24 protein-coding genes are annotated in these 26194 nt (G+C 68.0%); 10 read left to right on the forward strand and 14 right to left on the reverse strand.

Annotation, left to right across the window (positions count from 1 at the left end):
* Window positions 1-33: 33 nt before the first annotated feature.
* From rapZ to O1W71_RS03920, 4 genes are read right to left on the reverse strand one after another with little or no spacing between them, the layout of a single operon-like run.
* The gene (gene rapZ / locus O1W71_RS03905) at window positions 34-909 is read right to left on the reverse strand and encodes an RNase adapter RapZ (protein WP_112615073.1); all 876 of its coding nucleotides are present in this window, start codon (window positions 907-909) and stop codon (window positions 34-36) included.
* A gap of 33 nt (window positions 910-942) precedes the next feature.
* Window positions 943-2841, reverse strand: a complete 1899-nt coding sequence (gene uvrC, locus O1W71_RS03910) for an excinuclease ABC subunit UvrC (protein WP_269266574.1) — start codon at window positions 2839-2841, stop codon at window positions 943-945.
* 1 nt (window position 2842) lies between these two features.
* Window positions 2843-5728 (reverse strand): excinuclease ABC subunit UvrA, encoded by a 2886-nt coding sequence (gene uvrA / locus O1W71_RS03915; protein ID WP_269266575.1) that lies wholly within the window; start codon window positions 5726-5728, stop codon window positions 2843-2845.
* Window positions 5729-5780: 52 nt separating this feature from the next.
* Window positions 5781-6227, reverse strand: a complete 447-nt coding sequence (locus tag O1W71_RS03920) for a MarR family winged helix-turn-helix transcriptional regulator (RefSeq protein ID WP_205289228.1) — start codon at window positions 6225-6227, stop codon at window positions 5781-5783.
* A 60-nt stretch (window positions 6228-6287) separates the two neighbouring features.
* Here O1W71_RS03920 and O1W71_RS03925 point away from each other — a divergent pair, with 60 nt between their 5' ends.
* Window positions 6288-6524 carry a hypothetical protein gene (locus O1W71_RS03925; protein WP_378718155.1) on the forward strand — a complete coding sequence of 79 codons (237 nt, stop codon included), beginning with the start codon at window positions 6288-6290 and terminating at the stop codon, window positions 6522-6524.
* A gap of 29 nt (window positions 6525-6553) precedes the next feature.
* Here O1W71_RS03925 and uvrB read toward each other — a convergent pair whose 3' ends face one another.
* On the reverse strand, window positions 6554-8635 hold the full coding sequence (gene uvrB / locus O1W71_RS03930) for an excinuclease ABC subunit UvrB (RefSeq protein WP_112614014.1): 2082 nt from the start codon (window positions 8633-8635) through the stop codon (window positions 6554-6556).
* 63 nt (window positions 8636-8698) lie between these two features.
* The gene (coaE, locus tag O1W71_RS03935) at window positions 8699-9307 is read right to left on the reverse strand and encodes a dephospho-CoA kinase (protein WP_269266576.1); all 609 of its coding nucleotides are present in this window, start codon (window positions 9305-9307) and stop codon (window positions 8699-8701) included.
* A 91-nt stretch (window positions 9308-9398) separates the two neighbouring features.
* Here coaE and O1W71_RS03940 point away from each other — a divergent pair, with 91 nt between their 5' ends.
* Window positions 9399-10127: a response regulator transcription factor gene (locus O1W71_RS03940; protein WP_269266577.1), complete on the forward strand. Its 729-nt coding sequence runs from the start codon at window positions 9399-9401 to the stop codon at window positions 10125-10127.
* A 17-nt stretch (window positions 10128-10144) separates the two neighbouring features.
* Here O1W71_RS03940 and O1W71_RS03945 read toward each other — a convergent pair whose 3' ends face one another.
* The 4 genes from O1W71_RS03945 to O1W71_RS03960 form a co-directional block, all read right to left on the reverse strand.
* Window positions 10145-11308 carry a diguanylate cyclase domain-containing protein gene (locus O1W71_RS03945; RefSeq protein WP_269266578.1) on the reverse strand — a complete coding sequence of 388 codons (1164 nt, stop codon included), beginning with the start codon at window positions 11306-11308 and terminating at the stop codon, window positions 10145-10147.
* Window positions 11305-12981, reverse strand: coding sequence for a sensor histidine kinase (locus O1W71_RS03950; protein WP_269266579.1), 1677 nt, complete (start codon window positions 12979-12981; stop codon window positions 11305-11307). Before O1W71_RS03950 ends, O1W71_RS03945 begins: the two co-directional genes overlap by 4 nt.
* A gap of 123 nt (window positions 12982-13104) precedes the next feature.
* Window positions 13105-14562, reverse strand: a complete 1458-nt coding sequence (gene rpsA, locus O1W71_RS03955) for a 30S ribosomal protein S1 (protein ID WP_023951490.1) — start codon at window positions 14560-14562, stop codon at window positions 13105-13107.
* A gap of 233 nt (window positions 14563-14795) precedes the next feature.
* Window positions 14796-15227: a YchJ family protein gene (locus O1W71_RS03960; protein WP_331282640.1), complete on the reverse strand. Its 432-nt coding sequence runs from the start codon at window positions 15225-15227 to the stop codon at window positions 14796-14798.
* A 78-nt stretch (window positions 15228-15305) separates the two neighbouring features.
* Here O1W71_RS03960 and O1W71_RS03965 point away from each other — a divergent pair, with 78 nt between their 5' ends.
* The 3 genes from O1W71_RS03965 (at window position 15306) to O1W71_RS03975 (ending at window position 17489) form a co-directional block, all read left to right on the forward strand.
* Window positions 15306-15842 (forward strand): hypothetical protein, encoded by a 537-nt coding sequence (locus O1W71_RS03965; protein ID WP_269266580.1) that lies wholly within the window; start codon window positions 15306-15308, stop codon window positions 15840-15842.
* A gap of 116 nt (window positions 15843-15958) precedes the next feature.
* Window positions 15959-16516, forward strand: coding sequence for a hypothetical protein (locus O1W71_RS03970; protein ID WP_269266581.1), 558 nt, complete (start codon window positions 15959-15961; stop codon window positions 16514-16516).
* A gap of 55 nt (window positions 16517-16571) precedes the next feature.
* Window positions 16572-17489, forward strand: coding sequence for a 5'-3' exonuclease (locus tag O1W71_RS03975; protein WP_269266582.1), 918 nt, complete (start codon window positions 16572-16574; stop codon window positions 17487-17489).
* Window positions 17490-17505: 16 nt separating this feature from the next.
* On the opposite strand, the gene O1W71_RS03980 is transcribed toward O1W71_RS03975, so the two are convergent.
* The 3 genes from O1W71_RS03980 to trpD form a co-directional block, all read right to left on the reverse strand.
* The gene (locus O1W71_RS03980) at window positions 17506-18504 is read right to left on the reverse strand and encodes a PHP domain-containing protein (RefSeq protein WP_269266788.1); all 999 of its coding nucleotides are present in this window, start codon (window positions 18502-18504) and stop codon (window positions 17506-17508) included.
* Between the two features lie 48 nt (window positions 18505-18552).
* Window positions 18553-19044, reverse strand: a complete 492-nt coding sequence (locus O1W71_RS03985) for an aromatic ring-opening dioxygenase LigA (RefSeq protein ID WP_269266583.1) — start codon at window positions 19042-19044, stop codon at window positions 18553-18555.
* Between the two features lie 93 nt (window positions 19045-19137).
* A complete protein-coding gene (gene trpD, locus O1W71_RS03990; RefSeq protein ID WP_112614000.1) occupies window positions 19138-20187 on the reverse strand; it encodes an anthranilate phosphoribosyltransferase in 1050 nt (349 codons plus the stop codon).
* Between the two features lie 121 nt (window positions 20188-20308).
* Here trpD and ctaE point away from each other — a divergent pair, with 121 nt between their 5' ends.
* The 5 genes from ctaE (at window position 20309) to O1W71_RS04015 (ending at window position 25217) form a co-directional block, all read left to right on the forward strand.
* Window positions 20309-20953, forward strand: coding sequence for an aa3-type cytochrome oxidase subunit III (ctaE, locus tag O1W71_RS03995; RefSeq protein ID WP_112613998.1), 645 nt, complete (start codon window positions 20309-20311; stop codon window positions 20951-20953).
* Window positions 20954-20971: 18 nt separating this feature from the next.
* Window positions 20972-21772 carry a cytochrome bc1 complex diheme cytochrome c subunit gene (gene qcrC / locus O1W71_RS04000; protein WP_269266584.1) on the forward strand — a complete coding sequence of 267 codons (801 nt, stop codon included), beginning with the start codon at window positions 20972-20974 and terminating at the stop codon, window positions 21770-21772.
* A 36-nt stretch (window positions 21773-21808) separates the two neighbouring features.
* The gene (gene qcrA / locus O1W71_RS04005) at window positions 21809-22885 is read left to right on the forward strand and encodes a cytochrome bc1 complex Rieske iron-sulfur subunit (protein ID WP_112613994.1); all 1077 of its coding nucleotides are present in this window, start codon (window positions 21809-21811) and stop codon (window positions 22883-22885) included.
* Window positions 22882-24729, forward strand: coding sequence for a cytochrome bc1 complex cytochrome b subunit (gene qcrB, locus O1W71_RS04010; RefSeq protein WP_269266585.1), 1848 nt, complete (start codon window positions 22882-22884; stop codon window positions 24727-24729). Before qcrA ends, qcrB begins: the two co-directional genes overlap by 4 nt.
* A gap of 80 nt (window positions 24730-24809) precedes the next feature.
* Entirely contained in the window at window positions 24810-25217 is a 408-nt protein-coding gene (locus O1W71_RS04015) for a rhodanese-like domain-containing protein (protein WP_269266586.1), read from the forward strand.
* A 536-nt stretch (window positions 25218-25753) separates the two neighbouring features.
* On the opposite strand, the gene O1W71_RS04020 is transcribed toward O1W71_RS04015, so the two are convergent.
* Complete coding sequence (locus O1W71_RS04020) at window positions 25754-26191, reverse strand: cytochrome c oxidase subunit 4 (RefSeq protein WP_112613990.1); 438 nt, start codon at window positions 26189-26191, stop codon at window positions 25754-25756.
* Between the last annotated feature and the right edge of the window lie 3 nt (window positions 26192-26194).

A 26194-nucleotide genomic window follows, 5' to 3' on the forward strand; every position in this document is an offset into this window, starting at 1 on the left:
TTCGGGAGGGGGTTCGGGGGACGAAGGGATAGCCTACTCGCGACCGAGGTCGCGGTGCTTGAGTCGCACCGCCACGCCGGGCAGCCCCGACAGCCGCTGCGCAAGTTCTCGAGCCGTGACGACGGAGCGGTGCTTGCCTCCCGTGCATCCGACGGCGACCACGGAATGGCGCTTGTTCTCGTCCTGGTAACCGCGCAGCACAGGTGCCAGCGCCGCAGCGTAGGCGTCGATGAACTCGCGTGCGTTGTCGTGCGAAAGGACCTCTTCGCGGACGGCGTCGTCTTCGCCGGTGAGCGCCTTGAGGTCGGGGTTCCAGAACGGGTTCGGCAGGAATCGCATGTCGGCCACGAGGTCGGCGTCCGGCGGCAGGCCGTACTTGAAGCCGAAGCTCATGACGGTGACGGTGTGGCGAGCCGCACCGTCGTCGGCGAACAGGTCACCGATGTAAGTCGCCAGCTGATGGATGTTGTCGCGGGAGGTGTCGACGATCACGTCGGCACTCTCGCGAATCGGGGCGAGGCGTTCGCGCTCGCGGCGGATGCCGTCGACGAGTGTGCCGTCGCCCTGGAGAGGGTGCGGGCGACGCACCGACTCGAACCGGCGCACGAGCACTTCGTCGGCGGCATCCAGGAACAGGATCCGGAGGGTGCGCCCATGCCGGAGCGCCCGCGTGATCTCGGGCAGTGCGGCGAAGAGCTCACCGCCGCGGACGTCGACGACCGCCGCGACTCGCGGCAACGCGTTCCCCGCCAGCTCGCTGAGCTCGAGCAGCGGACGCAGCATCTGGGGCGGCAGATTGTCCACGACGTACCACCCGAGGTCTTCCAGGGCGTTCGCGGCCGTGGTGCGGCCGGCACCGGACATGCCCGTGACGATGAGAATCTCGCCCGCGGGTACCTCGTCGGTCACCGTCACCACCCCTGTCTGTCGCCGACGTCCAGCCTATCCGTCCGCGAGATGGCGATGGATCGCCTCGGCCAGTCGGGGACCGATGCCCGGCAGCTCCTGGATCTCCTCCGGCGTCGCCTGCTTGAGCTTGGAGACCGAGCCGAAGTGCCGGAGCAGAGCCTTGATCCGGGCCGCTCCGAGGCCCGGTACCTCGGAGAGGACCGAGGTGATGTCACGCTTTCGCCGCTTGCGCTGGTGGACGATCGCGAATCGATGGGCTTCGTCTCGCAGCCGCTGAAGGAGATACAGCGACTCGGACGTGCGCGGGAGGATGACGGGGTACTCCTCCCCCGGCAGCCAGATCTCCTCGAGCCGTTTGGCGATGCCGCAGAGAGCGATCTCGCTGTGTCCGGCGTCGGCGAGGGCTCGCGCTGCCGCTTCGACCTGAGGCTTGCCGCCGTCGACGACGAGCAGCTGCGGACGATAGGCGAAACGCGGGCGCTTGCGTGCCGTCACGACCTCGCCGTCGGCGGTCGCGTCGGGAACCGGCTCATCGTCCTCGTCGGGTCGGTCGAGGTAGGCGAGGCGGCGCGTCAGCACCTGGTACATCGAGTCCGTGTCGTCCGTCGTCTCGTTGACGCCGAAGATCCGGTACTGGTCCTTGCGGGGAAGCCCATCCTCGAAGACCACGAGAGACGCGACGACATTGGTGCCCGACAGGTGCGAGACGTCGTAGCACTCGATCCGCAGCGGAGCCTCCTCGAGGCCGAGGGCCTCCTGGAGGTCGGTCAACGCCTGGCTGCGAGCGACGTAGTCGCTCGTGCGACGGGTCTTGTGAAGCATGAGCGCCTGCTGCGCGTTGATGTTGGCGGTCTTCATCAGATCCGCCTTGCGCCCGCGCTGCGCGACCTGCACGGTGACGCGCTTGCCGCGACGGGTCTGCAGCCATTGCTCCAGCTCGCCGGCATCGCCGGGCAGCGTCGGAACGAACACATGCCGAGGGATGTCACCGGGCGCGGCATCCCCGTACGTCCGCTGGAGCACCTGATCGACCAGATCGGCCCCGGAGATGTCGATCTCCTTCTCGATCGTCGTCGCCCGCACACCGCGAATGCGACCGCCGCGCACAACGAAGTGCTGGACGGCAGCGGCGAGCTCGTCCTCGGCGATGCCGAAGAGGTCGGCATCCATATCGTCCTCGAGCACGAGGGCGCTCTTGTTGAGAACGGCATCGATCGCCTGCAGCTTGTCGCGGTAGACAGCCGCGGATTCGTAGTCCATCGCCGCGGCGGACTCGCGCATGCGCGTCGTCAGCTCGCGGGCGAACCGCTGGTCGCCGCCCGACATGAAGGCGACGAAGTCGTCGACCATCGCGCGGTGCTCTTGGATCGTCACCTTCATCGAGCACGGCCCGCCGCAGCGGCCGATCTGCCCGGGGAAGCACGGACGCCCCGAGGCCATCGCCTTCTTGTACGACGAGTCGCTGCACGTGCGGATCGGGAAGACCTTGATCATCAGATCGATGGTCTCGTGCACCGCCCAGACCTTGGGATACGGCCCGAAGTACTTCGCACCGGGAATCCGCCGGTTGCGCGTCACGATCACCCGCGGCGCCTCATCGGCGAGAGTGATGGCCATGAACGGGTAGGACTTGTCGTCGCGGTAGCGGACGTTGAAGGGCGGATCGAACTCCTTGATCCACATGTACTCCAGCTGCAGCGAGTCGACGTCGGTCGCCACGACGGTCCATTCGACCGAGGCCGCGGTGGTGACCATGCGGCGGGTGCGCTCGTGGAGGGTGTGGAGCGGAGCGAAGTAGTTCGACAGCCGGGCCCGGAGGTTCTTCGCCTTGCCGACGTACAGGACCCGCCCTTCCGCGTCGCGGAAGCGGTAGACCCCGGGGTCTGTGGGGATCTCGCCGGCTTTCGGCCGGTACGGAAGGACGTTCGCCACGTCAGCCCGCCTTGCGCGCCGCCGGGGCCCCCAGGATCTCGGCGAGGAACTGACCGGTGTGGCTCTCGGCGACGCCCGCGACCTGCTCGGGCGTACCCGTGGCCACGATCGTGCCGCCGCCGGCACCGCCCTCGGGACCGAGGTCGATGATCCAGTCGGAGGCCTTGATCACGTCGAGGTTGTGCTCGATCGTGATCACGGTGTTGCCCTTGTCGACGAGACCGTTGAGCACCTCGAGCAGCTTGCGGACGTCTTCGAAGTGCAGGCCCGTCGTGGGCTCGTCGAGCACGTAGATGCTGCGGCCGTTCGAGCGGCGCTGCAGCTCCGTGGCGAGCTTGACGCGCTGCGCCTCGCCGCCCGAAAGCGTCGTGGCGGACTGACCGAGCCGGACGTACCCGAGCCCGACGTCGACGAGCGTCTTCAGGTAGCGGTGGATCGCCTGGATCGGCTCGAAGAACTCCGCGGCCTCCGAGATGGGCATCTCGAGGACCTCGGCGATGTTCTTGCCCTTGTAGTGCACAGCGAGCGTGTCGCGGTTGTACCGCTTGCCGTGGCACACCTCGCAGTCGACATACACGTCGGGCAGGAAGTTCATCTCGATCTTCAGTGTGCCGTCGCCGGAGCACGCCTCGCAGCGACCACCCTTGACGTTGAACGAGAACCGACCCGGCAGGTATCCGCGGACCTTCGCCTCGGGCGTCTCGCTGAACAGGGAGCGGATGCGGTCGAAGACGCCGGTGTAGGTGGCGGGGTTCGATCGCGGGGTGCGGCCGATCGGCGCCTGGTCGACGTGAACCACCTTGTCGAGGTTGTCGAGGCCGGTGACGCGCGTGTGCTTGCCCGCGACGCGGCGTGCACCGTTCAGGCGGGTCGCCAGCACTTCGTACAGGATGCCGTTGACGAGCGTGGACTTGCCCGAGCCGCTGACTCCGGTCACCGAGGTGAGCACACCGAGCGGGAACTCGGCGGTCACGTTCTTGAGGTTGTTGGCCCGGGCGCCGACGACCGTCAGCATCCGCTTCTTGTCGATCTTGCGACGCTTCGTCGGCGTCTCGAGCGACCGGCGTCCCGACAGGTAATCGCCGGTCATGGAGTTCTCGTCGGCCAGCAGAGCGTCGTACGGGCCGGAGTGGACGACGTTTCCGCCTTCGACGCCGGCACGCGGGCCGATGTCGACCACCCAGTCGGCGGCGGCGATCGTCTCTTCGTCGTGCTCGACGACGATGAGCGTGTTGCCGAGGCTCTTCAGCTTCACCAGCGTGTCGATCAGGCGGCGGTTGTCGCGCTGGTGCAGTCCGATCGACGGCTCGTCGAGGACGTAGAGGACCCCGGTGAGGCCCGAACCGATCTGTGTCGCGAGCCGGATGCGCTGTGCCTCGCCACCCGAGAGCGATCCGGCGGCGCGCCCCAGGCTGAGGTAGTTCAGTCCGACCTCGATGAGGAAGTCGAGTCGGGCGCGGATCTCGCGCAGCACCGCTGCCGCGATCTTGGCCTCGCGCTCGGTGAGCTCGAGCTGGTTGAAGTAGGTCTGCGCTTCGGCGAGGCTCAGCCGCGCGACGTCGGCGATGGAATGCTCGTGGACGAGGACCGCGAGCACCTCCGGCTTGAGCCGGTCGCCGTCGCACGCGGGGCACGGGACCTCGCGCAGGTACTCCGCCCAGCGCTGACGCTGCGTGTCCGTCTCGGCCTGGAGATACTGACGTTCGATGTACGGGATGACGCCTTCGAAGCCCGATGCGTAGCGCATCTCGCGCCCGTAACGGTTCTTCCACTTGACCGTCACCTTATAGTTCTCGCCGCGCAGCACCGCGTCCTGCACCTCCGCCGGCAGCTTGCGCCACGGGGTCTTGAGCGAGAACTTCAAGTCGGATGCGAGCCCTTCGAGCAGCCGCTCGTAGTACTGGAAGAGTCCCTTGCCCTGCGTTGTCCAGGGCAGGAGGACGCCCTCGGCGATCGAGAGCTCCTCGTCGCCCAGCATGAGCTCGGCGTCGACCGACATCCGGGTGCCGAGACCCGAGCACGTCGGGCATGCGCCGAAGGGTGCATTGAACGAGAAGGTGCGCGGCTCGATCTCGGTGAGCTGCAACGCGTGGCCGTTCGGGCAGGCGAGCTTCTCGCTGAAGCTCTGCCACGCCGCGTCGCCCTCTTCGTCGACGAAGTTGATCTTGATGACGCCGCCGGCGAGTGCCAGGGCGGTCTCGACCGAGTCGGTCACGCGCCCGAGCAGATCGGGGCCGGCGACGAGGCGGTCGACGACCACCGCGATGTCGTGCTTGTAGCTCTTCTTGAGCGTCGGCGGCTCGGCCAGCGAGATCACGTCGCCGTCGACGACCGCCCGGGCGTAGCCCTTCGCGCTCAGCTCCTTGAAGAGGTCGACGAACTCGCCCTTCTTCTGCGTCACGACCGGCGCGACCACCTGATAGCGCGTGCGGTCGGGCAGCTCCATGAGCTGGTCGGCGATCTGCTGGACGGTCTGACGCTGGATCCGCTCGCCGCACTCGGGGCAGTGCGGTACGCCGATCCGCGCCCACAGGAGGCGCATGTAGTCGTGGATCTCGGTGATCGTGCCGACAGTCGACCGCGGGTTGCGGTTCGTCGACTTCTGATCGATCGAGACGGCGGGGCTCAGGCCCTCGATGAAGTCGACGTCGGGACGATCGACCTGACCGAGGAACTGTCGCGCGTATGCGCTCAGCGACTCGACGTAGCGGCGCTGGCCCTCGGCGAAGATCGTGTCGAAGGCGAGACTCGACTTTCCCGAGCCGGAGAGGCCGGTGAAGACGACGAGACTGTCGCGCGGGATGTCGAGATCCACGTCCTTGAGGTTGTGGACGCGGGCTCCGCGGATGCTGAGTTTCGATGAGGAAGCGACGGGGACGATGGGCACCGCACAAGTCTAGGTCGGGCCTCCGACACCGGCTCCGCGGTTCGCCCTGGGCTCACTCTTGCGCTACAGGCGGCTGCTCTCGAGGGACCCGCCGCCCGGCGAACGGCTCGAGTCCGTCGCGCAGAGCGGTCACCTCGTCGACCGTCATGCCGACCGCCGCCATGACCTGTTCGGGGACACGCACCGCGTCCGCGCGCAGCGCTCGGCCCGCAGCGGTCAGTCCGATCTCGAGCACGCGTTCGTCGCCTCGCCGCCGTGCGCGCGTGACCAGCCCCTGGGCCTCGAGACGTTTGACGAGCGGAGACAGCGTCGCCGGCTCCATCGCAAGGTCGGCCGCCAGCTCCCCCAGCGCCTGCGGTGACGATTCCCAGAGGGCGAGCATGACGAGGTACTGCGGGTGGGTCAGGCCGAGCGGCTCGAGAATCGGCCGGTAGATGGCCACGACGTTCCGGGCCGCGGTGACCAGCGCGAAGCAGAGCTGGTTGTCGAGCTTCAACATGTCGTCGGCGGAGTCCACCCTCGCATTCTATACGCCCTAATCGTTAGTACACTGATGATCATGACCGAGCACGACCGCCGCCCACCCCTCCGCACGCGCGTCCGCGAGGCGGGCGGCTGGTACGCCTATCTGAACTCGCGGCTCATCCGTGCCGCCGGGCCGGCGTCCGTCGGCCCGTACGAGAGCGAGCCCGAGCCCGAGCGCACCGGCCGCGCGTGTCCGTTGTGCGGCCACCCGATGACCGAGCACGACGTGGACCGAGCCGGGCCGAAGCCCCTGCTCCACTGCCCCCGTTGACCCGGCGCCGCCGCTGACACCTCCCGCGGTCAGGCGTGCCCGGCTCGCTCCATCGCACGCAGCTCCTTCTTGAGGTCCTGCACCTCGTCACGGAGGCGCCCTGCCAGCTCGAACTTGAGTTCCGCTGCCGCGGCGAGCATCTGCTGCGAGAGGTCTTCGATCGTCGCCTCGAGCTGCTGAGCCCCTTCTGCGGCGATCCCCTCACGGCGCAGCTGCGGGGTCGGGCTCTTGCCCTTGCCCGACTTGTTGCGAGCCGTCGCCTTGCCGTTCAGCAGGTCGCGGGTATCGGATGCCTCTCGCGCGAGGGCATCCGTGATGTCGGCGATCTTCTTCCGCAGCGGCTGCGGATCGATGCCGTGCTCGAGGTTGTAGGCGATCTGCTTCTCACGGCGACGCTCGGTCTCCTCGATGGCTGCGGCCATCGAGTCGGTGATCTTGTCGGCGTACATGTGCACCTGGCCCGAGACGTTTCGCGCCGCGCGCCCAATTGTCTGGATGAGTGAGGTTCCCGAACGCAGGAACCCCTCCTTGTCGGCGTCGAGGATCGCGACCAACGACACCTCGGGCAGGTCGAGTCCCTCTCGGAGCAGGTTGATGCCGACGAGCACGTCGTACGCGCCCTGGCGCAACTCGGTGAGGAGCTCCACACGGCGGAGCGTGTCGACGTCGGAGTGCAGGTAGCGCACCCGGACGCCGTGCTCGCCGAGGAAGTCGGTGAGCTCTTCAGCCATCTTCTTGGTGAGTGTCGTCACCAGGACGCGCTCGTCGCGCTCCACGCGCAGCCGGATCTCCTCGAGCAGATCGTCGATCTGACCCTTCGAGGGCTTGATGATGATCTCGGGGTCCACGAGACCGGTGGGCCGGATGATCTGCTCGACCACGCCGTCGGCGATGCCCATCTCGTACCGCCCCGGTGTCGCGGAGAGATACACGGTCTGCCCGACGCGCTCTTTGAACTCGTCGAAGCGGAGCGGCCGGTTGTCCATGGCGCTCGGCAGACGGAACCCGTGGTCGACGAGGGTGCGCTTGCGGGAGGCGTCCCCCTCGTACATCGCTCCGATCTGGGGAACGGTCACGTGCGACTCATCGATCACGAGGAGGAAGTCGTCGGGGAAGAAGTCGAGCAGCGTGTGGGGCGGGTCACCCGGGGAACGACCGTCGAGGTGCCGCGAGTAGTTCTCGATGCCCGAGCAGAAGCCGAGCTGCTGCAGCATCTCGAGGTCGAACGTCGTCCGCATCCGCAGACGCTGCGCCTCCAGCAGCTTTCCCTGGCTCTCGAACTCCTTCAGACGCTCACCGAGCTCGTGCTCGATCGTTCCGATGGCGCGCTGGACCGTCTCGGTGCCCGCCACGTAATGCGACGCCGGGAACACCGGGACGCTGTCCAGCTTCTGGACGACGTCACCCGTCAGCGGGTGGAGCATGTACAGCGCCTCGATCTCGTCGCCGAAGAGCTCGATGCGGATGGCGTACTCCTCGTACACCGGGATGATCTCGATCGTGTCGCCGCGCACCCGGAAGTTGCCGCGCGAGAAGTCCACGTCGTTGCGGTTGTACTGCATCGCGATGAACTTGCGGATGAGGGCGTCACGGTCGTATCGCTCGCCCACCTGGAGCGCGACCATGGCGCGGAGATATTCCTCCGGCGCACCGAGGCCGTAGATGCACGAAACGGTGCTGACCACGACCACGTCGCGACGACTCAGGAGCGAGTTCGTGGTCGAGTGGCGCAACCGCTCGACCTCGGCGTTGATCGACGAGTCCTTCTCGATGAAGGTGTCGGTCTGCGGGACGTACGCCTCGGGCTGGTAGTAGTCGTAGTAGCTGACGAAGTACTCGACCGCGTTGTTCGGCATGAGGTCGCGGAACTCGTTCGCCAGCTGCGCGGCGAGCGTCTTGTTGTGGGCCATCACGAGCGTCGGACGCTGCACCTGCTCGATGAGCCACGCCGTCGTCGCCGACTTGCCCGTACCCGTGGCACCCAGCAGCACCACGTCGGTCTCGCCCGCGTTGATCCGGCCCGCGAGCTCGGCGATCGCCTGGGGCTGGTCACCGCTCGGGACGTATTCGCTGATGACCTCGAAGGGCCTCACGGAGCGCGTGGTCTGCATGATTCCAGCGTAGGCGGGGCCACCGACATCGGGCCCGACCTTCGCTCAGAGCGTGCGCGCGTGCTACGAGGCCGGCGCCGCGGTGAGCTCGGCCCAGAGGGCGTCGACCTGCGCCAGCGTCGCCTCGAGGTCACCCGCGGTGTCGATGACGACGTCGGCGATTGCGAGCCGCTGGTCATCGTCGACCTGCGCCGAGATCCGCCGATCGGCCTCCTCCGCCGTCATCCCGCGAAGCCGCCGCAGACGCTCACGGCGGACGGATGCGGGCGCGTGCGCGACGACGACGGAATCCCAGGGGTCGTCGACGCGAGCCTCGACGAGCAGAGGCACGTCGTACACCACGACGGTCCCGTCCCCTCGGCCGAGTGCTTCGTCGAAGCGTCGCAGCGACTCCGCACGCACCGCCGGGTGAACGATCTCGTTCAGCCTGGTTCGCGCTTCCGGGTCGGCGAACACGATGGCCGCCAGCGCGGCGCGGTCGAGTTCGCCGTCAGCCGCGATCACGCCGGACCCGAACTCGCCGCTGATGGCCTCGAGCACGGGAGACCCGGGGCGCTGGACGTCCCGCACGATCGCGTCCGCGTCGACGACAACGGCCCCGTGCTCGGCCAGCCGACGCGCGATCGTGGATTTGCCGGACGCGATCCCGCCTGTCAATGCGATCAGAGGCATACACCCGAGGATGCCACGGGCGCTAGGCCGAGCGCGAGGTCGCCCGGTCGATACGATGGATTCCACACAACCCGCGGAAGGTGGGATCACCGTGGAACGCACCGCCGTCATCGTCGAAGACCAGGCCGACATCCGCAGCCTGCTCTCGGCGATCCTCGAATCGAGCGGATTCTCGGTGCACGCGACCGAGAACGGCCTCGACGCGGTCGAGCTGATCCGATCGGTATCCCCCGACGTCACGACCCTCGACGTCAACATTCCCGGCATCGACGGGTTCGAGGTCGCGCGTCGCGTCCGCGAGTTCAGCGACACCTACATCATCTTCATCTCCGCCTTCGTGGAACCGGGCGACGCCGAGCGCGGCAGGGCAGCCGGCGGTGACGAGTACCTCGGCAAGCCGTTCCGGCCGCGCGATCTTAAAGCTCGCCTGGCCGCTATTCCGTCACAGCGGCGACGCGAGGAGGCGCCCGTCGTGGATGCCGCACCGGCCGCGACCCCGACTCCGGCCGCGCAGAACCTCTCCTATGGCGACGTATCGGTGACCGACGGCGTCTTCCGCCTCGCGGGCGTTCCGATCGAACTCGCGCAGACGGAAGCGTCCGTGCTCCGCGCCCTGCTCCTCGCGCAGGGACGCACCCGGACGAAGCACGACCTCGCACTCGCTCTCCGGTCCCGGTCACGCGCAGAAGCTCCCGATCCCGACGAGGTGCGGGCGATCGAGCGCAGCGTCGAGTCGCTGCGCGGGACGTTCGCGGCCGCCGCGACGTCGACCCTGATCGCCTCGGACCAGGGCACGGGGTACCGGCTCGATCAGCGCTGACAGCGGCGCGGACAGCGTCAGGACGGTTCGGCGAGCAGCACGGCCGAAGCCACCCCCGACGAGGCACGGGTCGCCGCGGCCGCGGCCGCCTCGATCAGGGCATCCGCGTCGTAGCCGACGGCATCGCTCAGCGCGACGCCGACGCCGATGGCGGGAAGCACGCCGCCCTCGACCGAGCCGAGCGCCTCGAACAGGGAGCGGTAGAGCGCCAGCGCCTGCCGTCGCGCGTCCGCCGCGGATCCGACGACCGTGATGACTCCGATCCGCTCGGCCCCGACCTCGCCCAGAACGGCGAGCGTGGGCGCGTTCGTCGCCATGGTCTTGCGCCACGTCTGTACGACCTCATCGCCCACATCGAGACCGAACGCGGTGGCGATGTACTCGAGTCCGTCGAGCTCGATGACCCAGACCGCCACCAACTCCCTCCGCGCGCTGGCCCGCTGGACGCTCACGCTGACCGCCCGGCGGAAGCCCGCTATCGTCGCGATCTCACCCGAACCGGCATCGCGCCCCTCCGGCGAATCGGACCCGCGCACGCCGACCCGACCAGCGCGGAGGACCGACGCGCTGACGACGGCGGTGATGGAGAGGACCACGGTGAGGATGCTCGTGGGTATGGAACCCGCCCACAGGTCGAAGACCTCGCCGTATCCCAGCGTCGCGACGATCACGACGCGCACGAGGTAGAACAGCGCCTGCACGCCGAAGACGATGCCGAGCGGGAGCGCGGTACGGGAGGCGCCCAGGGCACCGCGGAAGCACTCCACCGACGCGGCCGCGGCCAGCACGCTCAGCGCTCCGAACATCACTACGGCTCCGGACCAGTCGTCGCCGCCCAGAGCGAACTCGACGGAGGCGGCGACTGCGGCAGCGGTGCCGCCGAGCGCGACGACGACACCGGCTCCGCGCACCGGCCGCCGGTTGTAGGCGCGGCATCCGAGCCACATGAGACCCGTACCGACGACGGCAGCGGTGTTGCCGCACACGACGGCCCAGGCGGTTTCAGGGGCACTGGCCCAAACGACGTAGAACATCGTGGTCAGCACGGCGGAGAGGAATCCGACTGCCCAGAATCGGCCGCTCTGCTCGGGCCGACGCAGCAGAGTATCGAAGATGAACAGCACGGCGCACACCAGCACCACGACGGCGGTCACGAGCGAAACGGAGAACTGATCGATCATGATGTCGCCGTCCCGGGCCGCCGCACCGGAAGCGTCACCGAGAAAGTCGAACCGACGCCCAGAACGCTGGTGACCGTGATGTCGCCGCCGTGCCTGCGCACGATATCGCGGCTGATCGCCAGACCGAGCCCGTTGCCGGTGACGGACGAATCGCGGACGGCTGCCCCCCGGTAGTAGCGCTGGAAAACCGAGCCGAGGTCCTCCTCGTTCAGCCCGACCCCGGAGTCCTGCACGGCGATCAGCGCCCACTGGTCGCCGACCGAGGTGGCGACCGAGACACGGCCGCCCGGTCGGTTGTACTTGACCGCGTTCGAGAGGAGGTTGTCGAGAACCTGCCGGATGCGAACAGGGTCCGCATAGGCCCGGGCTGGTTCGACGCGGGACACGTCGATCACGATGCCGCGCTCCCCCGCGCTCACGAGGATCGACTCCACGGCAGCGTGGACGATCTCGACGAGATCGATGTCCGCCGGTGAGACGGTGAGCTGCGCCGCGGATTTGTGCTGACTCGACGCCGCCAGCACGTCTCCCACGAGGCGGAGCAGCTGGTCGGCGTTCCGATCTGCGACGCGCAGGTTCTCGAGCGCCGCCTCGGGAACACCCGGCGTGTCGATGGCCAGTTCGAGGTAACCCAGGATGGACGTCAAAGGGGTCCGCAGCTCGTGCGAGACCGACGACACGAGCGCGTCGCGCTCTCGCAACGCGTCGGTTTCGGCCGTGACGTCGCGGGTGACGACGACCGCGCCGGAGTCCCTGCCGTCCGGCTCGATGATGCGCCGCGCCGACACGCTCAGAACACGGCGGTCCTCGCCCCGGCCGACCTGGATTCGCGCTTCGGTGAAGGCTTCGCCGTGCCGGACGCGCGCCAGTGGATGCTCGTCAGCGGCCAGCAGCGTCGAACCGTCGGCCGAGAACACGTCAGGCTGTCCGCTGGTGCGCGACCCGCGCTGCAGGCGCGCGTGGGCGTCATTGATGATCGAGGCCGAGCCGTCCGACTCGATCCGAGCGACGCCGAAGTCGACGCGGTCGAGAGCCTCGGTGAGCACCTGCTCATGTCGGCGCGCTCGCTCGAGAGATTGCGTCAGCACCGTTGCTTGCCGGTCGAGGAGCAGCCGCTGTGCGCTGGCGCGCCGGCTGCTGAGGAACGTCGACGTGCTCACGGCGACGAGCAGGAGAGGCAGAAGCAGGAAACCGAAGGATGACGGCGACGACCGGATCACCGCGTCCGTGACGCCGTATGCGGCGAGAGCGAGGAAGATGCCCCCGAGCCAGCCGGCGGCGCCGAAACCCGCCGCGAGCCAGATCACCGGGAAGACCCAGAGCAACCCGAATCCACCGGTCGGCTCGGCGACGCGCATGACGCCGATCGCGACGATGTCGCCCAGCGGGATCAGAGCGAGCCACAGGGGCGGCAGATGCCCCCACGGGACGATGATCGATGCGCCGGTCAGCACGAAGACAGCGGTGACGGCGAGGAAGAACATCGCCGTGTCACCGCGGAATCCCACCATGAGGCCCGCGATCGCGACGACGAGTACGACCGACGTCGTCACGATCTGATTGAGCATCGCCGACCGCGCGCGGTCACCGTCCCCCCGGACGGTGTTCACCCATCGCGGGGGCGCGGGGAGAACGTGGGTCGCGCGCGTTCGTTGCGGCGTCTCATTCTCCATGCACTGAAACTATCGCGTCGCGGACGCCCGCGCGCGCGGCGGGGCGGAATCGCGCCCGCCGCCCAGGAACGGCGAAAGGGCCGGAGCACCAGGCTCCGACCCTTTCGTCGTATCAGTGTGAGCTCAGCGACCCGAGAGCTTCTCGCGCAGAGCGGCGAGAGCCTCGTCGTCGGCCAGCGTGCCGCCGCCGGTGCTCGCGGACTGGACGTCCGACGAGAACGACGAGCCGTTGTCGGCGGGAGCAGCCGCCTCGGCCTCGAGGGCCTTGACGACAGCAGCCTTGTGCGCCTCCCAGCGACCCTGAGCTGCCGCGTACTCGGCCTCCCAGGCCAGACGCTGCTCGTCGAAGCCTTCCTTCCACTGGTTGGTCTCCGGGTCGAAGCCCTCGGGGTACTTGTACTCCCCGTTCTCGTCGTACTCGGTGACCATGCCGTAGAGGGCGGGGTCGAACTCGGTGCCGTAGGGGTCGACCGACTCGTTCGCCTGCTTCAGCGAGAGCGAGATGCGGCGACGCTCGAGGTCGATGTCGATGATCTTGACGAAGACCTCTTCGCCGACCGACACGACCTGCTCGGCGAGCTCGACGTGCTTGCCCGACAGCTCGGAGATGTGCACGAGGCCCTCGATGCCGTCAGCGACGCGAACGAACGCACCGAACGGAACGAGCTTGGTGACCTTGCCCGGCGCGACCTGTCCGATCGCGTGGGTGCGGGCGAAGACCTGCCACGGGTCCTCCTGCGTCGCCTTGAGCGACAGCGAGACGCGCTCGCGGTCGAGGTCGACCTCGAGGATCTCGACGGTGACCTCCTGGCCGACCTCGACGACCTCGGAAGCGTGCTCGATGTGCTTCCACGAGAGCTCGGAGACGTGCACGAGGCCGTCCACGCCGCCCAGGTCGACGAACGCACCGAAGTTGACGATCGACGAGACGACGCCCTTGCGGACCTGACCCTTGTGGAGGTTGTTGAGGAACGTGGTGCGCGACTCGGACTGCGTCTGCTCGAGCAGGGCGCGGCGCGAGAGCACGACGTTGTTGCGGTTCTTGTCGAGCTCGAGGATCTTGGCCTCGATCTCCTGGCCGAGGTACGGCGTGAGGTCGCGGACGCGACGCAGCTCGATGAGCGATGCCGGCAGGAAGCCGCGCAGGCCGATGTCGACGATCAGACCACCCTTGACGACCTCGATCACGGAGCCGGTGACGACACCGTCGTTCTCCTTGATCTTCTCGACGTCACCCCAGGCGCGCTCGTACTGCGCGCGCTTCTTGGAGAGGATGAGGCGACCTTCCTTGTCCTCCTTCTGGAGAACGAGGGCTTCGACCTCGTCGCCGACCTTGACGACCTCGTTGGGGTCGACGTCGTGCTTGATGGAAAGCTCGCGCGAGGGGATGACACCCTCGGTCTTGTAGCCGACGTCGAGGAGGACCTCGTCGCGGTCGATCTTCACCACGGTGCCTTCGATGAGGTCGCCGTCGTTGAAGAACTTCAGAGTCTTCTCGACCGCGGCCAGGAAGTCCTCAGCAGATCCGATGTCGTTGATAGCGACCTGCTTGGTGGCCGGGGCGGTCGTTGCGTTAGTCATGTAGTGGGTTGTCCTTGTTGGGTCAGGGTGTCGGGCCGCGAATCCGGGGCTCGTCGTCTCGGGGACGACGGCCGCGATCGAGGCGGATGGTTGTGGATGATGCGTCAGATGCGCATGGCGACGAAGCCACACGAGTGACGATCCAGGGTATCAGAGCGAACCCGCTCGATTCCAGTCCTCCAGCGCTTCCTGCTCGCCGCGGCGGCGCCGGGTGCCCGGCCCGTCCCGATCGGTCACGCGGAGGGGTCGACGACACCACCGACGTAGAGCCATCGGCCGCGTACTCGAGTGAATCGGCTGACTTCGTGGAGCTCTCCGGAATCGGAACCGGAGCGCCACCGGGCCCGGAACTCGACGATGCCCGTGGCGTCGTCCGCGCCGCCGGCGGCCCGAACGACCGTGAGCCCCGTCCACTCCTCCGGGCCGTCCGCCTCCAGATCGTCGGGACGCGTCGCAGGGTGCCAGGTTCGCGCGAGATGGGTACGGTCTCGCACGGCGAACGCGGTGTAGCGCGAACGCATGAGGTGCTCCGCAGTTCCCGCCGCCTGCCCGTCGAGGATGGGACCGCAGCAGGCGCCGAACGCGCCGCCGCCGCACGGGCAGGGCGCCGCGTCCGTCGGACGCCGCCTGAGCGCCGCCTCACCGAACGACATGTGCACCACCACTCCGCATCCCTCCAGGCTACGAGACAGCCCTGTGGAAAGTTCCCGCGGGCGGAGGATCGGGCTCGCTACGTTCGGGGCATGTTCGTCCGACGCCGCCATGCTGTCGCCGCCGTCCTCGCCGTCGCACTGCTGACAACCGGATGCGGCTCCCCCGCGTCCTCGCCCACCCCCGAGCCAACGGCGACAGCGCCCTCCCCCACCGACAGCGACACCGCCGCTTTCGCCGCCGCCGAAGCGACCTACCGCGCCTACGTCGACGCCCTCAATGCCGTGGACCTCTCCGACCCGACGACGTTCGAACCCGTCTATGCCCTGACCACCGGCGAGATGCGGGACGAAACGACGGCAACCTTTTCCGAGATGCGGGATCAAGGCTGGCGCGTCGAAGGCGAAAGCACGGTCCGTTCGCTCTCATTAAGTGGAGCGACGCCGGAAACCGTCGAACTGTCGGTTTGTCTCGACGTTCATGAGGTCCTAGTCAGGGACTCAGCGGGGTCACCGGTCACATCTAACGGACGCAGCCCGGTCCAGACGCTGACGATCACCGTCGCGCTGGACTCTGGTCGAGGCCTAATTCATCGAATCGCCCCACGCGATAACGGTCCGGCATGTTGATGGCCCTCATCACAGCGGCGATCCTTCAGAGCGCAGCGACTGGATGCGCCACTCCAGGATGGATCAGCGACTGCGCGGGTTCTGTGGCTGGCGACTCTGTCAATGTGAGTGGACAATTGACACGGCCTCCGAGCACGAGCCGGGGCGACGAAACCGACACCCAGCCAGCCCCACCGAGAGACTGCGGGGCGCTGAACCGGTGCGACGACTTCACCGTCTCGCTTCTGCCGCAGGCGACGATCGCCGATGTCGCGTCCTTCGCTCCTCAGCCGGGTGCCCTCAGCAGCCAGCCGGCCGGCTACGGTGTCGCCGGGCTCCCGCTCGACTTCCTGATCGCGGCGTCGCAGCACACGGCCACGGGGACGCTGTTCGACCTCCCGGTCACCGTGCGCTTCACGCCGGACGAGATCGTCATCGCTCCCGGCGACGGCAGCACCCGCACCGTCGCAGCCACCGCCCGGACACCGGCGAGCCACACCTACCGGTCGCGAGGCAGCTATGTCGCGACCGCCACCATCCGCTACCGCGCGGAGGTCGATTTCGGCCGCGGCTGGCGACCGGTGCCGGGCGCCCTCGAGATCCCGACCGCCGGGTACACCGTCGAGGTGCTCGAGGCACGGGGCACGCTCGTCGATCGGGTCTGCACCGAGCCGCCGTCGGGGCCCGGATGCTGAGCAGTCTGGATCAGCGCGATGCTGCGGGGGCCGCCTCCCGTGCCAGGATGATGCGATGAGCGACCGACTCATGCTGCTCGACAGCGCATCCCTGTACTTCCGCGCGTTCTACGGCGTCCCCGACACCGTCAAGGACTCCGAGGGCCGGCCGGTCAATGCGGCCCGCGGCTTCCTCGACATGATCGCGAAGCTCGTCACGACGTACGAGCCGACTCACCTGATCGCCTGCTGGGATGACGACTGGCGACCGCAGTGGCGTGTCGACCTGATCCCGACATACAAGACGCACCGTGTCGCCGAGACGGTCGAGACCGGTCCCGATGTCGAGGTCGTGCCCGACCCGCTCGAGGCGCAGATCTCGACCATCCGCGAGAGCCTCGACGTCCTCGGCATCCCGATCGTCGGGGCACCCGACCACGAGGCCGACGACGTGATCGGCACGCTCGCGACGCGTGCGACCATGCCCGTCGACGTCGTCACCGGCGACCGCGACCTCATCCAGCTCGTGGACGACACGCGGCAGATCCGCGTCGTCTACACCGGCCGGGGCATGAGCAACCTCGATGTGCTCACGGGCGAGGCGGTCGTGGCGAAGTACGCCGTGCGCCCCGACCAGTACGCCGACTTCGCGACGATGCGCGGTGACGCTTCCGACGGACTCCCCGGAGTGGCCGGTGTGGGCGAGAAGACCGCGGCGACCCTCCTCGCCGCTCACGGCGACCTCGACGGCATCCTGGCGGCGGCCGAGAGGGGCGAGGGCATGAGCGCCGGGGTTCGCGCGAAGCTCGCCGCGGCAGCGGATTACCTCGCGGTAGCTCCGCGGGTCGTCCGGGTGGTGCGCGACCTGGACCTCGGCACTGTCGAGGGACGCATCCGCGGCACCGATGCCGACACCGTCGCAGAGGTTGCCGATCGCCGTGGGCTGGGCGGTTCGCTCGCACGCGCGGCATCCGCACTCCGCGACCGCACCTGACTCCACCGCCGCGTTCTCAGGAGCGGGTGCGACCAGTCCACTCCCGCAGCCGGTCGAGAGGCCATGTCGTGACGATGCGATCGGCGGGAACCCCCAGCCGCTCCGCGCGCTCGGCCCCGTAGTCGATCAGCGACAGCTGCCCTGGGGCGTGAGCGTCGGAGTCGATCGAGAACAGGCACCCCGCCGCGATCGCCTGTTCGATGAGGTCGTCTGGCGGGTCCTGCCGCTCCGGCCGCGAGTTGATCTCCACCGCCACCCCGTGTTCCGCGCACGCCGCGAAGACGGGCTCCGGATCGAACTCGGACGGCGGCCTCGTCCCCCGGGAACCTTCGACCAGTCGGCCGGTCACGTGCCCGAGCACGTCGACGCGGGGATCGGATGCGGCGGCCACCAGGCGTCGCGTCATCGCCCCACGGGCCATCCGCAGCTTCGAATGCGCCGACGCGACCACGATGTCGAGGCGCTGCAGCAGCTCGTCCTCCTGATCGAGCGCCCCGTCGTCGAGGATGTCCACCTCGATGCCGCTGAGCAACGTGAACCCCTCACCGCTCATCCCGGCGACGACGTCGAGCTGATCGCGCAAGCGTTCGGGAGACAGCCCGCGGGCCACCCGGAGTCGCGGCGAGTGGTCGGTCAACGCGAGGTACTCATGCCCGAGGTTCCGGGCCGCGGCGACCATCTCGGCGATCGAGGTCGTCCCGTCCGACCAGTCGGAGTGGCAGTGCAGATCGCCGCGGAGTCGACGTCGGAGCTCGCCGGCGACGACCACACCGCGCCGCTCCCGCAGATCCGCGAGGTATGCGGGCACCCCGCCGGCGCGGGCTTCCACGATCACGGTCAGCGTGCGATCGCCGATCCCCGGACGTCGGCGCAGCGCGGAGACGTCGTCGAGAACGTCGTCCGGCAGGTCTCGAATCGCGTCGGCAGCGGCGCGGAACGCCTTCGACTTGTACTTCGACGACCGTTCGCGCTCGAGCAGTTCGGCGATCTCGGTCAGGGCGTCGACAGGTTCCATATGCATGCCGGAGGCCCGCGCCGCGGCGCGGGCCTCGCTCCTCCATGTTCAGCCGGAGGTGACCGCCGACCGGCGGACGACCACCGGGGCCGAGGCCAGGCGGTGAATCGCGAAGCCGAAGATGATCGACAGGATACCCACGCCCATGGCGAAGGCGGCGACGCCGAACGACACGACGGAAGTGAACAGCGACGCGCGCAGGAACGACGCGTTCATCATGGTGGCCCGGACGGGGTCGTCCTTATCCAGCTCCGCATACGTCTTGCCGCCGGACGCGTCGAGTGCGTGGTGCTGGATGATGTCCGCCTGCACGTATGCGGTGAACGGCCCAGCCACGGTCTGGCCCTGGAAGGCGGCCGCGTCTTCGGGGACGGTGATGTTCTCCGCGCGGAGCTGACCCGACACGATCGACCAGACGACGAGCCCGCCGATGATCAGCACGACTCCGCCCAGCATCCCGAGCACGCCCAGGATTTTCACGAGGCCGGCTCGGCGGACGGGCGCTTCGACCGTATCGGCGGTGGGGGTGGTGTGTGACATCGGGTCCTCCTCGGGTGCGTTGCGCCTCACGCTATGCATCCGGGCCCTCGGCGCCGTGCGCGCGATGCCGTGAAAAACCGATGTGGTCTGACCTCAACCGGCCGACGCGGAGATCCAGCGCTCCAGGGTGCCGGCAGCGGCGCCGGAGTCGAGGGCCTGCGACGCATCGTCGGCCGCCTCCGCGAGGCGCTCGAGGATCGGGCGCTGCACCTGGGCAGCATCCCGCCACAGGCGGTACGCCACGATTCCCGCCGCCGCGTTCAGCACCACGATGTCACGCACCGGCCCGGTCTCTCCGGACAGAACCCGGTGAACGACCGCGGCGTTGTGCTGCGGGTCCCCGCCCAGCAGATCCTCGATGCGCGCGAGCGGCATCCCGAGATCGCGCGGATCCAGATCGTGCTCGTGGATGTCGCCGCGGCTGACCTCCCAGATGCGGCTGTGGCCGGTCGTCGTCAGTTCATCGAGCCCGTCGTCACCGCGGAAGACCAGGGCGGTCGCACCGCGAGTGCGGAACACGCCCGTGATGAGCGGCACCCGGTCGAGGTGCGCGACGCCCACCGCGTTCGCCTCAGCGCGCGCCGGGTTGCAGAGCGGCCCCAGGAAGTTGAAGACAGTGGGGATGCCGAGCTCAGCACGAGCCGGGCCGGCATGCCGGAATCCGGGGTGGAAGGCCGAGGCGAACGCGAAGGTGATCCCCGCTTCCTGCAGCACCCGTGCCACATCATCGGGGTCGAGCGAGAGGTCGATGCCCAGCGCGGCGAGCACGTCCGAGGAGCCCGACTTCGAGCTCGCCGCCTTGTTGCCGTGCTTGACGACGGGAACGCCGGTGGCAGCCGCGACGATGGACGCCATGGTCGACACGTTCACCGTGCCGAATCGGTCGCCCCCGGTCCCCACGATGTCGAGCGCGTCGGTCGGAACGGCGAGAGGGAGCGCCGCCTCGAGGATCGCGTCGCGGAAGCCGACGATCTCGTCGACGGTCTCCCCCTTGGCGCGAAGAGCCACGAGGAACCCGGCCAGCTGCGCGGCGGATGCGCGACCGGCCATGACCTCGCGCATCGCCCAGGTCGCCGCCGACACGCTGAGATCGCGCTTCTCGAGAAGGTCGGTCAGGATGTCGCGCCACGCGTACTGAGCCATGACACACGATCCTATCGGCCGGTTGTCGGGCGACTTTCGGCTGATTCTTAGGTCGCCCTAACCGCGACGCGATCCAACCAGACCTTCAGCGATGCAGAAACCACCCTCCAGATCGGCCATAATGGATGCCGTGACGACCACTCCAGCGACGTATTCCCAGGCCCTGCGCTCGGTCAAGCGGCCGGACCCGGTCGCTGTGGGCACCATCGTGTGGCTCGGCAGCGAGGTGATGTTCTTCGCGGGGCTCTTCGCGATCTACTTCACCCTGCGCAACACCTCTCCCGAGTTGTGGGCCGACCGCACCGAACTGCTGAACATCCCGTTCGCCGCGGTCAACACGCTCATCCTCGTGTTGTCGTCGGTGACGGCGCAGATCGGTGTCCACAACGCCGAGCACTTCCGCCCCTACCGGTCGGGCTCCTTCTGGAACCTCCGCAAGTGGGGAATGGTGGAGTGGTTCTTCCTGACCTTCATCATGGGAGCGATCTTCGTCTCCGGCCAGGTCTGGGAGTACGCGACGCTCGTCGCCGAGGGCATGCCCATCCAGGCCGACTCGTACGCTTCCGCGTTCTACATCACCACCGGCTTCCACGCCCTCCACGTCACCGGTGGTCTCGTGGCGTTCCTCCTCGTCATCGGGCGCGCCTTCGCCGTCAAGAACTTCGGCCGGAAAGAGATGACGTCCGCCATCGTCGTGTCGTACTACTGGCACTTCGTCGACGTGGTGTGGCTCGTCCTGTTCGCCGTCATCTACTTCCTGAAGTAAACCGGAGCTGATTCACCCATGGCATCCAAGAACCCGCGCCGCAACGGCGGACGTCGCAGCAAGTGGGCTGCCGCCGCGCTGATCGGCATCGGACTGCTCGTCACCGGCGGAGGCTACGCCGGCGCTACCGCCGCGATGGCGGCGGGCGACACGACGCAGACGGCATCCACGCTCACGGTCGAGGACGGCAAGAAGCTGTTCCAGGCCAACTGCGCCACCTGTCACGGTCTCGACCTGCAGGGCACGAACGACGGCCCCTCGCTCTACGGCGTGGGCGAGCTGTCTGTCGAGTTCCAGGTGGCCACAGGACGCATGCCGCTGCAGATGCAGGGGCCGCAGGCTCCGCAGAAGCCCGTTCAGTTCACGCAGGAGCAGATCGAGGCCATGGCGGCCTGGGTTCAGTCGGAGGCCCCCGGCCCGACCTACCCGGCTTCCGAAACGCTCGACGGTGGAGGCGACGTCTCGCACGGCGCCGAGCTCTTCCGCATCAACTGCGCGATGTGCCACAACGTCGCCGGCGCCGGTGGTGCCCTCACCGAAGGCAAGTACGCCCCGCCGCTGACGACCACGTCGCCGCTGCACATGTACGCAGCCATGGTCACGGGCCCGCAGAACATGCCCGTCTTCAACGACATGACCCTCACCACCGAAGAGAAGCGCGACATCATCAGCTACCTGATGATGCGCCCGACCGAGAACTCGCCCGGCGGCTTCTCGCTCGGTTCGCTCGGCCCCGTCTCGGAGGGTCTGTTCATCTGGATCTTCGGCATCGGCTCGCTCGTCGCCATCTCGGTGTGGATCACCGCGAAGTCGAACTGAGAACCGTGACGATCGAAGCAACGCACAAGGAGCAAAATGGCTGACGAGAAGGCGCCCGAGCAGGTTCCTGCTTCCCCGGTGCCCTCATCGGGGCTCGCCGTAGCGGTGTCCGACCCGGTGCACAACCCCGGGCTCGCACCCCACCGCAAGCGCATGACCGACAAGGACCCCGCCGCCATGACGCGCGCGGTCCGCACGGTGTACACCCTGTTCTACCTGTCCGCAGCGGCAAGCATCTGGGCCATCGCGGCGTACCTGATCTTCCCGATCGAGAGCGGGATGATCAGCGACATCCGTCGCAACAACCTGTTCATCGGTCTGGGCATCGCGACCGCCCTCCTCGCCATCGGCATCGGCGCGATCCACTGGTCGAAGGCCGTGATGAACGACACCGAGTTCATCGAGGAGCGCCACTCGACGCGTGGCAGCGAGAAGACCCGCGCCGCGGCGGTTCAGGTCTTCGCGGACGCGAACAACGAGTCGGGCTTCGGCCGCCGCACGATGGTGCGCAACTCGCTCTTCGTGGCGCTCGCGGCGTCCGTCCTCCCGGGGATCACGCTGTTCCGCGGTCTCGCGCCGCACAGCTCGCCCGAGCACCCGCACGCGGGCGACCCGGTTCACCTGCTCAAGCACACGATGTGGGAAGAGGGCATGCGCCTGGCGCACGACCCGACCGGCAAGCCGATCCGCGCCGCCGACCTGACGCTCGGCTCGGCCGTGCACGTCATCCCCGAGTCCCTCGCGACGCTCGCGCACCACGACGGCTACCTCGAGGAGAAAGCCAAGGCCATCGTCCTCCTCATGCGTCTGCTCCCCGAGCAGCTGAACGAGGCGGATGACCGCAAGGACTGGTCGTACGACGGCATCGTCGCGTACTCCAAGGTGTGCACGCACGTCGGATGCCCGGTCGCCCTCTACGAGCAGCAGACCCACCACCTGCTGTGCCCGTGCCACCAGTCGCAGTTCGACGTGACCAACGCGGCGGCCGTCATCTTCGGCCCCGCAGCACGTCCGCTGCCGCAGCTCCCGATCACCGTCGACGACGAGGGCTACCTGATCGCACGCAGCGACTTCACCGAACCCGTCGGCCCGAGCTTCTGGGAGCGTCATTGAGCACCTCCACCCACCCCACGGAGAACGTCACGACCGCGCCCGCGGTCCACGCTGACGGCCCGACCCGTCCCTCGGACAAGCCGCTCGGCGGCAAGTTCGTCGGCGGCGTCGCGAACTACCTCGACGAGCGCACGAGCATCTCGGGCCTCGTCAAGGAGCTGGGCCGGAAGATCTTCCCCGACCACTGGTCGTTCATGCTCGGCGAGATCGCGCTGTGGTCATTCGTCGTCGTCCTGCTCTCGGGAACGTTCCTGACGTTCTTCTTCGAGGCATCGATGGCGGAGACGCACTACTACGGCGCTTATGCACCGATGCGCGGACTCGAGATGTCGGCGGCCATGGCCTCGACCCTCGAGATCTCGTTCGACATCCGCGGCGGCCTCCTCGTCCGTCAGCTGCACCACTGGGCGGCGCTCGTGTTCGTCGCCGGTATCGGCGTGCACATGCTGCGTGTCTTCTTCACCGGCGCGTTCCGCAAGCCGCGTGAGCTCAACTGGGTCATCGGGTTCATCCTCTTCATCCTCGCGATGGCAGAGGGCTTCACCGGATACTCGCTGCCCGATGACGTTCTGTCGGGCAACGGTCTGCGCATCATCGACGGCATGATCAAGGGCATCCCGCTGATCGGAACCTGGACGTCGTTCCTCCTGTTCGGCGGCGAGTTCCCGGGCACCGAGATCGTGGGGCGCCTGTACGCGCTGCACATCCTGCTGCTGCCGGCCATCCTGGTCGCGCTGCTCGCGCTGCACCTGATGCTGATGATCGTGAACAAGCACACGCAGTTCGCCGGCCCCGCGCGGACGAACAATAACGTCGTGGGCTACCCGATGATGCCGGTCTACATGTCGAAGATGGGCGGCTTCTTCTTCATCACCTTCGGCGTGCTGGTGCTCATCGCGGCCCTGTTCACGATCAACCCGATCTGGAACTACGGCCCGTACGACCCCTCCCCCGTGTCGGCCGGTACGCAGCCCGACTGGTACATCGGATTCGCCGACGGCGCGCTGCGCCTCGTGCCGCCGCACTGGGAGTTCGTGCTGTTCGACCGAACCTGGTCGTTCAACATCCTGGTCCCGCTCGTCGGACTCGGTCTCTTCATCGTCATCGTCATGCTCTACCCCTTCATCGAGGCGTGGGTCACCGGTGACAAGCGTGAGCACCACATCGCCGAGCGCCCGCGCAACGCGGCGACCCGCACCGCGATCGGTGCAGCCGGTGTGACCTTCTACGCCGTCCTGTGGGCAGCTGCATCGTCGGACATCATCGCGACGCACTTCCACCTGACGATGGAAGGCGTGATCCACACGCTGCAGGCGCTGCTCATTCTCGGACCGGTGATCGCGTACTTCGTCACGAAGCGCATCTGCATCGCGCTGCAGAAGAAGGACCGCGAGATCGCTCTGCACGGCTACGAGTCGGGTCGCATCGTGCGTCTGCCCGGCGGCGAGTACATCGAGGTGCACCAGCCCGTGGACGAGTACGAGCTCGTCAAGCTGGTCGACTACACCACGAACGCTCCCCTGGTGGTCCGCCCGAACGACAAGGGTCAGATCCCGTGGCATGAGAACCTTCGTGCCGGACTCTCGCGCTGGTTCTTCGAAGACCGTCTCGCGCCCCTGACTCAGGCAGAGATCGAGGCTGCGCGGGCACACGCCCACCACGACCTCGAGCACATCAGCGAAGAAGAGGACGCCGAGATCCAGGGCGCCCACGAGCGCGCCGGTGTCTCGAACGCTCCGCATCAGCCCATCGATGATGGCAAGGGCGTCGAGACCGCGAACCGTCCGTCGAACATCATCGTCCCCGATGAGGATGCCGACGGCGAGGCGCCGAAGAAGAGCTGACCCGGACCTGTCCGGATTACGGCGGGGTGTGACCGATTGGTCGCACCCCGCCGTTCGTCTGTCTGCGTAGCGTGTCCACCATGACTGATGCACTCGCCTACTTCACCGCCAAGCTCGAGCATGAGACGGATGCCTCCGACGTCTACGAAGCGCAGCGCGCGGACGAGCCCTTCACGCTCGTCGATGTCCGCAGCGCCGAGGCATGGGCGCAGGGGCACGCTGTCGGAGCCGTGCATCTCCCCCACCGCGAGATCGCAGTGCGCGCCGCGGACGAGATCGACCGTTCACTCGACGTCGTCGTCTACTGCTGGAGCCCCGGCTGCAACGGCGGCACCCGCGCCGCGATCGAGTTCGCCAAGCTCGGATACCGGGTGCGCGAAATGATCGGTGGCTTCGAATACTGGGCTCGCGAGGGCTACCCGGTGGCGAACGCGCACGGTCCCCTCCCCCGGCTCTCCGACCCCCTGGTGGCCCTCGTACGCTCCTGAGGCGTTCACGGCCTCCCGTCGGCCGCCTGACGTCGCGGAGGCTGACCTGGCGACCCGGCTTGCTGCAGGCGACGCCGTGCCGCCGGGTCGCCTGCAGCGGCACCCCTGCCGACGTGTGTGCCGCGATGCAATGGTTCAGGCGCAACACCCCGTTCCGTCCGTGCCCGACGCGGGGTGTCGGTGCTGTTCCATTGCATCGCGGCACGCCGCCGCATCCGGACAGCCGGCACGGTGGCTCTGCCGGCCGTCGCAGAACTCGCTAGCCGGCCACCAGGTCATGTCGCACCGGGAAGGTCGGCCGGGCCTGGACGCAAGAGGGCAGCGGCGACGCGCTGAGCCCCAGCGCTACGACGCGGCGTGTTGCGGCGACGACCTTGCGTCCCGGGACAGCGATCAGCGCGGTCCTTCACACGTCGCGGCCGAGGCGCGTGAGGCGGGCGAGGCGCGTGAGGCGACGGTCCTACCGACGGCGCAGAGGTCGGAAACGGCGACGGCCACCGCACCGGAGTGCGATGGCCGTCGTGCAGCGCGTGGGATCAGCGCGCGAAGTAACCGCGGTAGTACTCGTAGACCCATCCGACGATCGCCACGATGAAGATCGCGAACCCGATCGGCAGGAGGAACTGGCCGACCGCGAGTCCGATGATGAACACCGAGGCAGCGAAAGCCAGCACGAGCGGCCACCAGGACCACGGGCTGAACTCGCCGACCTCGGGGTCGCCGTCGTCGATGTCAGCGGTGAGCGAGTCCTCCGGGAGCTCGCCGCCCTGCGCCTTGTGCACGCGCGAGACGTAGAACGCGATCATCGCGCCCATGAAGCCGGTGAACAGGAGGGCGGTCGAACCGACCCACTCGATGCGGTGCCACCAGACACCCTGGTCGGTGTGGGCAACGAGGTTCCACACGGTGTAGGTGATGAACACCGCGAAGAAGAACCAGGTGAGCACCCACCACAGGTTGATGTTGGTCTTCACGGC

This window comes from Microbacterium sp. H37-C3, assembly GCF_027157935.1.
In the GTDB taxonomy this organism is placed as follows: Bacteria; Actinomycetota; Actinomycetes; order Actinomycetales; family Microbacteriaceae; genus Microbacterium; species Microbacterium plantarum.

Bases quoted from the DNA above. Each gene is read 5' to 3' on its own strand.
- O1W71_RS03985 (WP_269266583.1), bottom strand. From the start codon at position 19,044: ATGTCACACACCACCCCCACCGCCGATACGGTCGAAGCGCCCGTCCGC.
- O1W71_RS03925 (WP_378718155.1), top strand. From the start codon at position 6,288: ATGACCGAGCACGACCGCCGCCCACCCCTCCGCACGCGCGTCCGCGAG.
- qcrA (WP_112613994.1), top strand. From the start codon at position 21,809: ATGGCTGACGAGAAGGCGCCCGAGCAGGTTCCTGCTTCCCCGGTGCCC.
- rpsA (WP_023951490.1), bottom strand. From the start codon at position 14,562: ATGACTAACGCAACGACCGCCCCGGCCACCAAGCAGGTCGCTATCAAC.
- O1W71_RS03945 (WP_269266578.1), bottom strand. From the start codon at position 11,308: ATGATCGATCAGTTCTCCGTTTCGCTCGTGACCGCCGTCGTGGTGCTG.
- O1W71_RS04015 (WP_269266586.1), top strand. From the start codon at position 24,810: ATGACTGATGCACTCGCCTACTTCACCGCCAAGCTCGAGCATGAGACG.
- qcrC (WP_269266584.1), top strand. From the start codon at position 20,972: ATGGCATCCAAGAACCCGCGCCGCAACGGCGGACGTCGCAGCAAGTGG.
- uvrB (WP_112614014.1), bottom strand. From the start codon at position 8,635: ATGCAGACCACGCGCTCCGTGAGGCCCTTCGAGGTCATCAGCGAATAC.
- ctaE (WP_112613998.1), top strand. From the start codon at position 20,309: ATGGATGCCGTGACGACCACTCCAGCGACGTATTCCCAGGCCCTGCGC.
- O1W71_RS03980 (WP_269266788.1), bottom strand. From the start codon at position 18,504: ATGGAACCTGTCGACGCCCTGACCGAGATCGCCGAACTGCTCGAGCGC.
- O1W71_RS03950 (WP_269266579.1), bottom strand. From the start codon at position 12,981: ATGGAGAATGAGACGCCGCAACGAACGCGCGCGACCCACGTTCTCCCC.
- O1W71_RS03920 (WP_205289228.1), bottom strand. From the start codon at position 6,227: ATGTTGAAGCTCGACAACCAGCTCTGCTTCGCGCTGGTCACCGCGGCC.
- O1W71_RS03975 (WP_269266582.1), top strand. From the start codon at position 16,572: ATGAGCGACCGACTCATGCTGCTCGACAGCGCATCCCTGTACTTCCGC.
- O1W71_RS03965 (WP_269266580.1), top strand. From the start codon at position 15,306: ATGTTCGTCCGACGCCGCCATGCTGTCGCCGCCGTCCTCGCCGTCGCA.
- coaE (WP_269266576.1), bottom strand. From the start codon at position 9,307: ATGCCTCTGATCGCATTGACAGGCGGGATCGCGTCCGGCAAATCCACG.
- trpD (WP_112614000.1), bottom strand. From the start codon at position 20,187: ATGGCTCAGTACGCGTGGCGCGACATCCTGACCGACCTTCTCGAGAAG.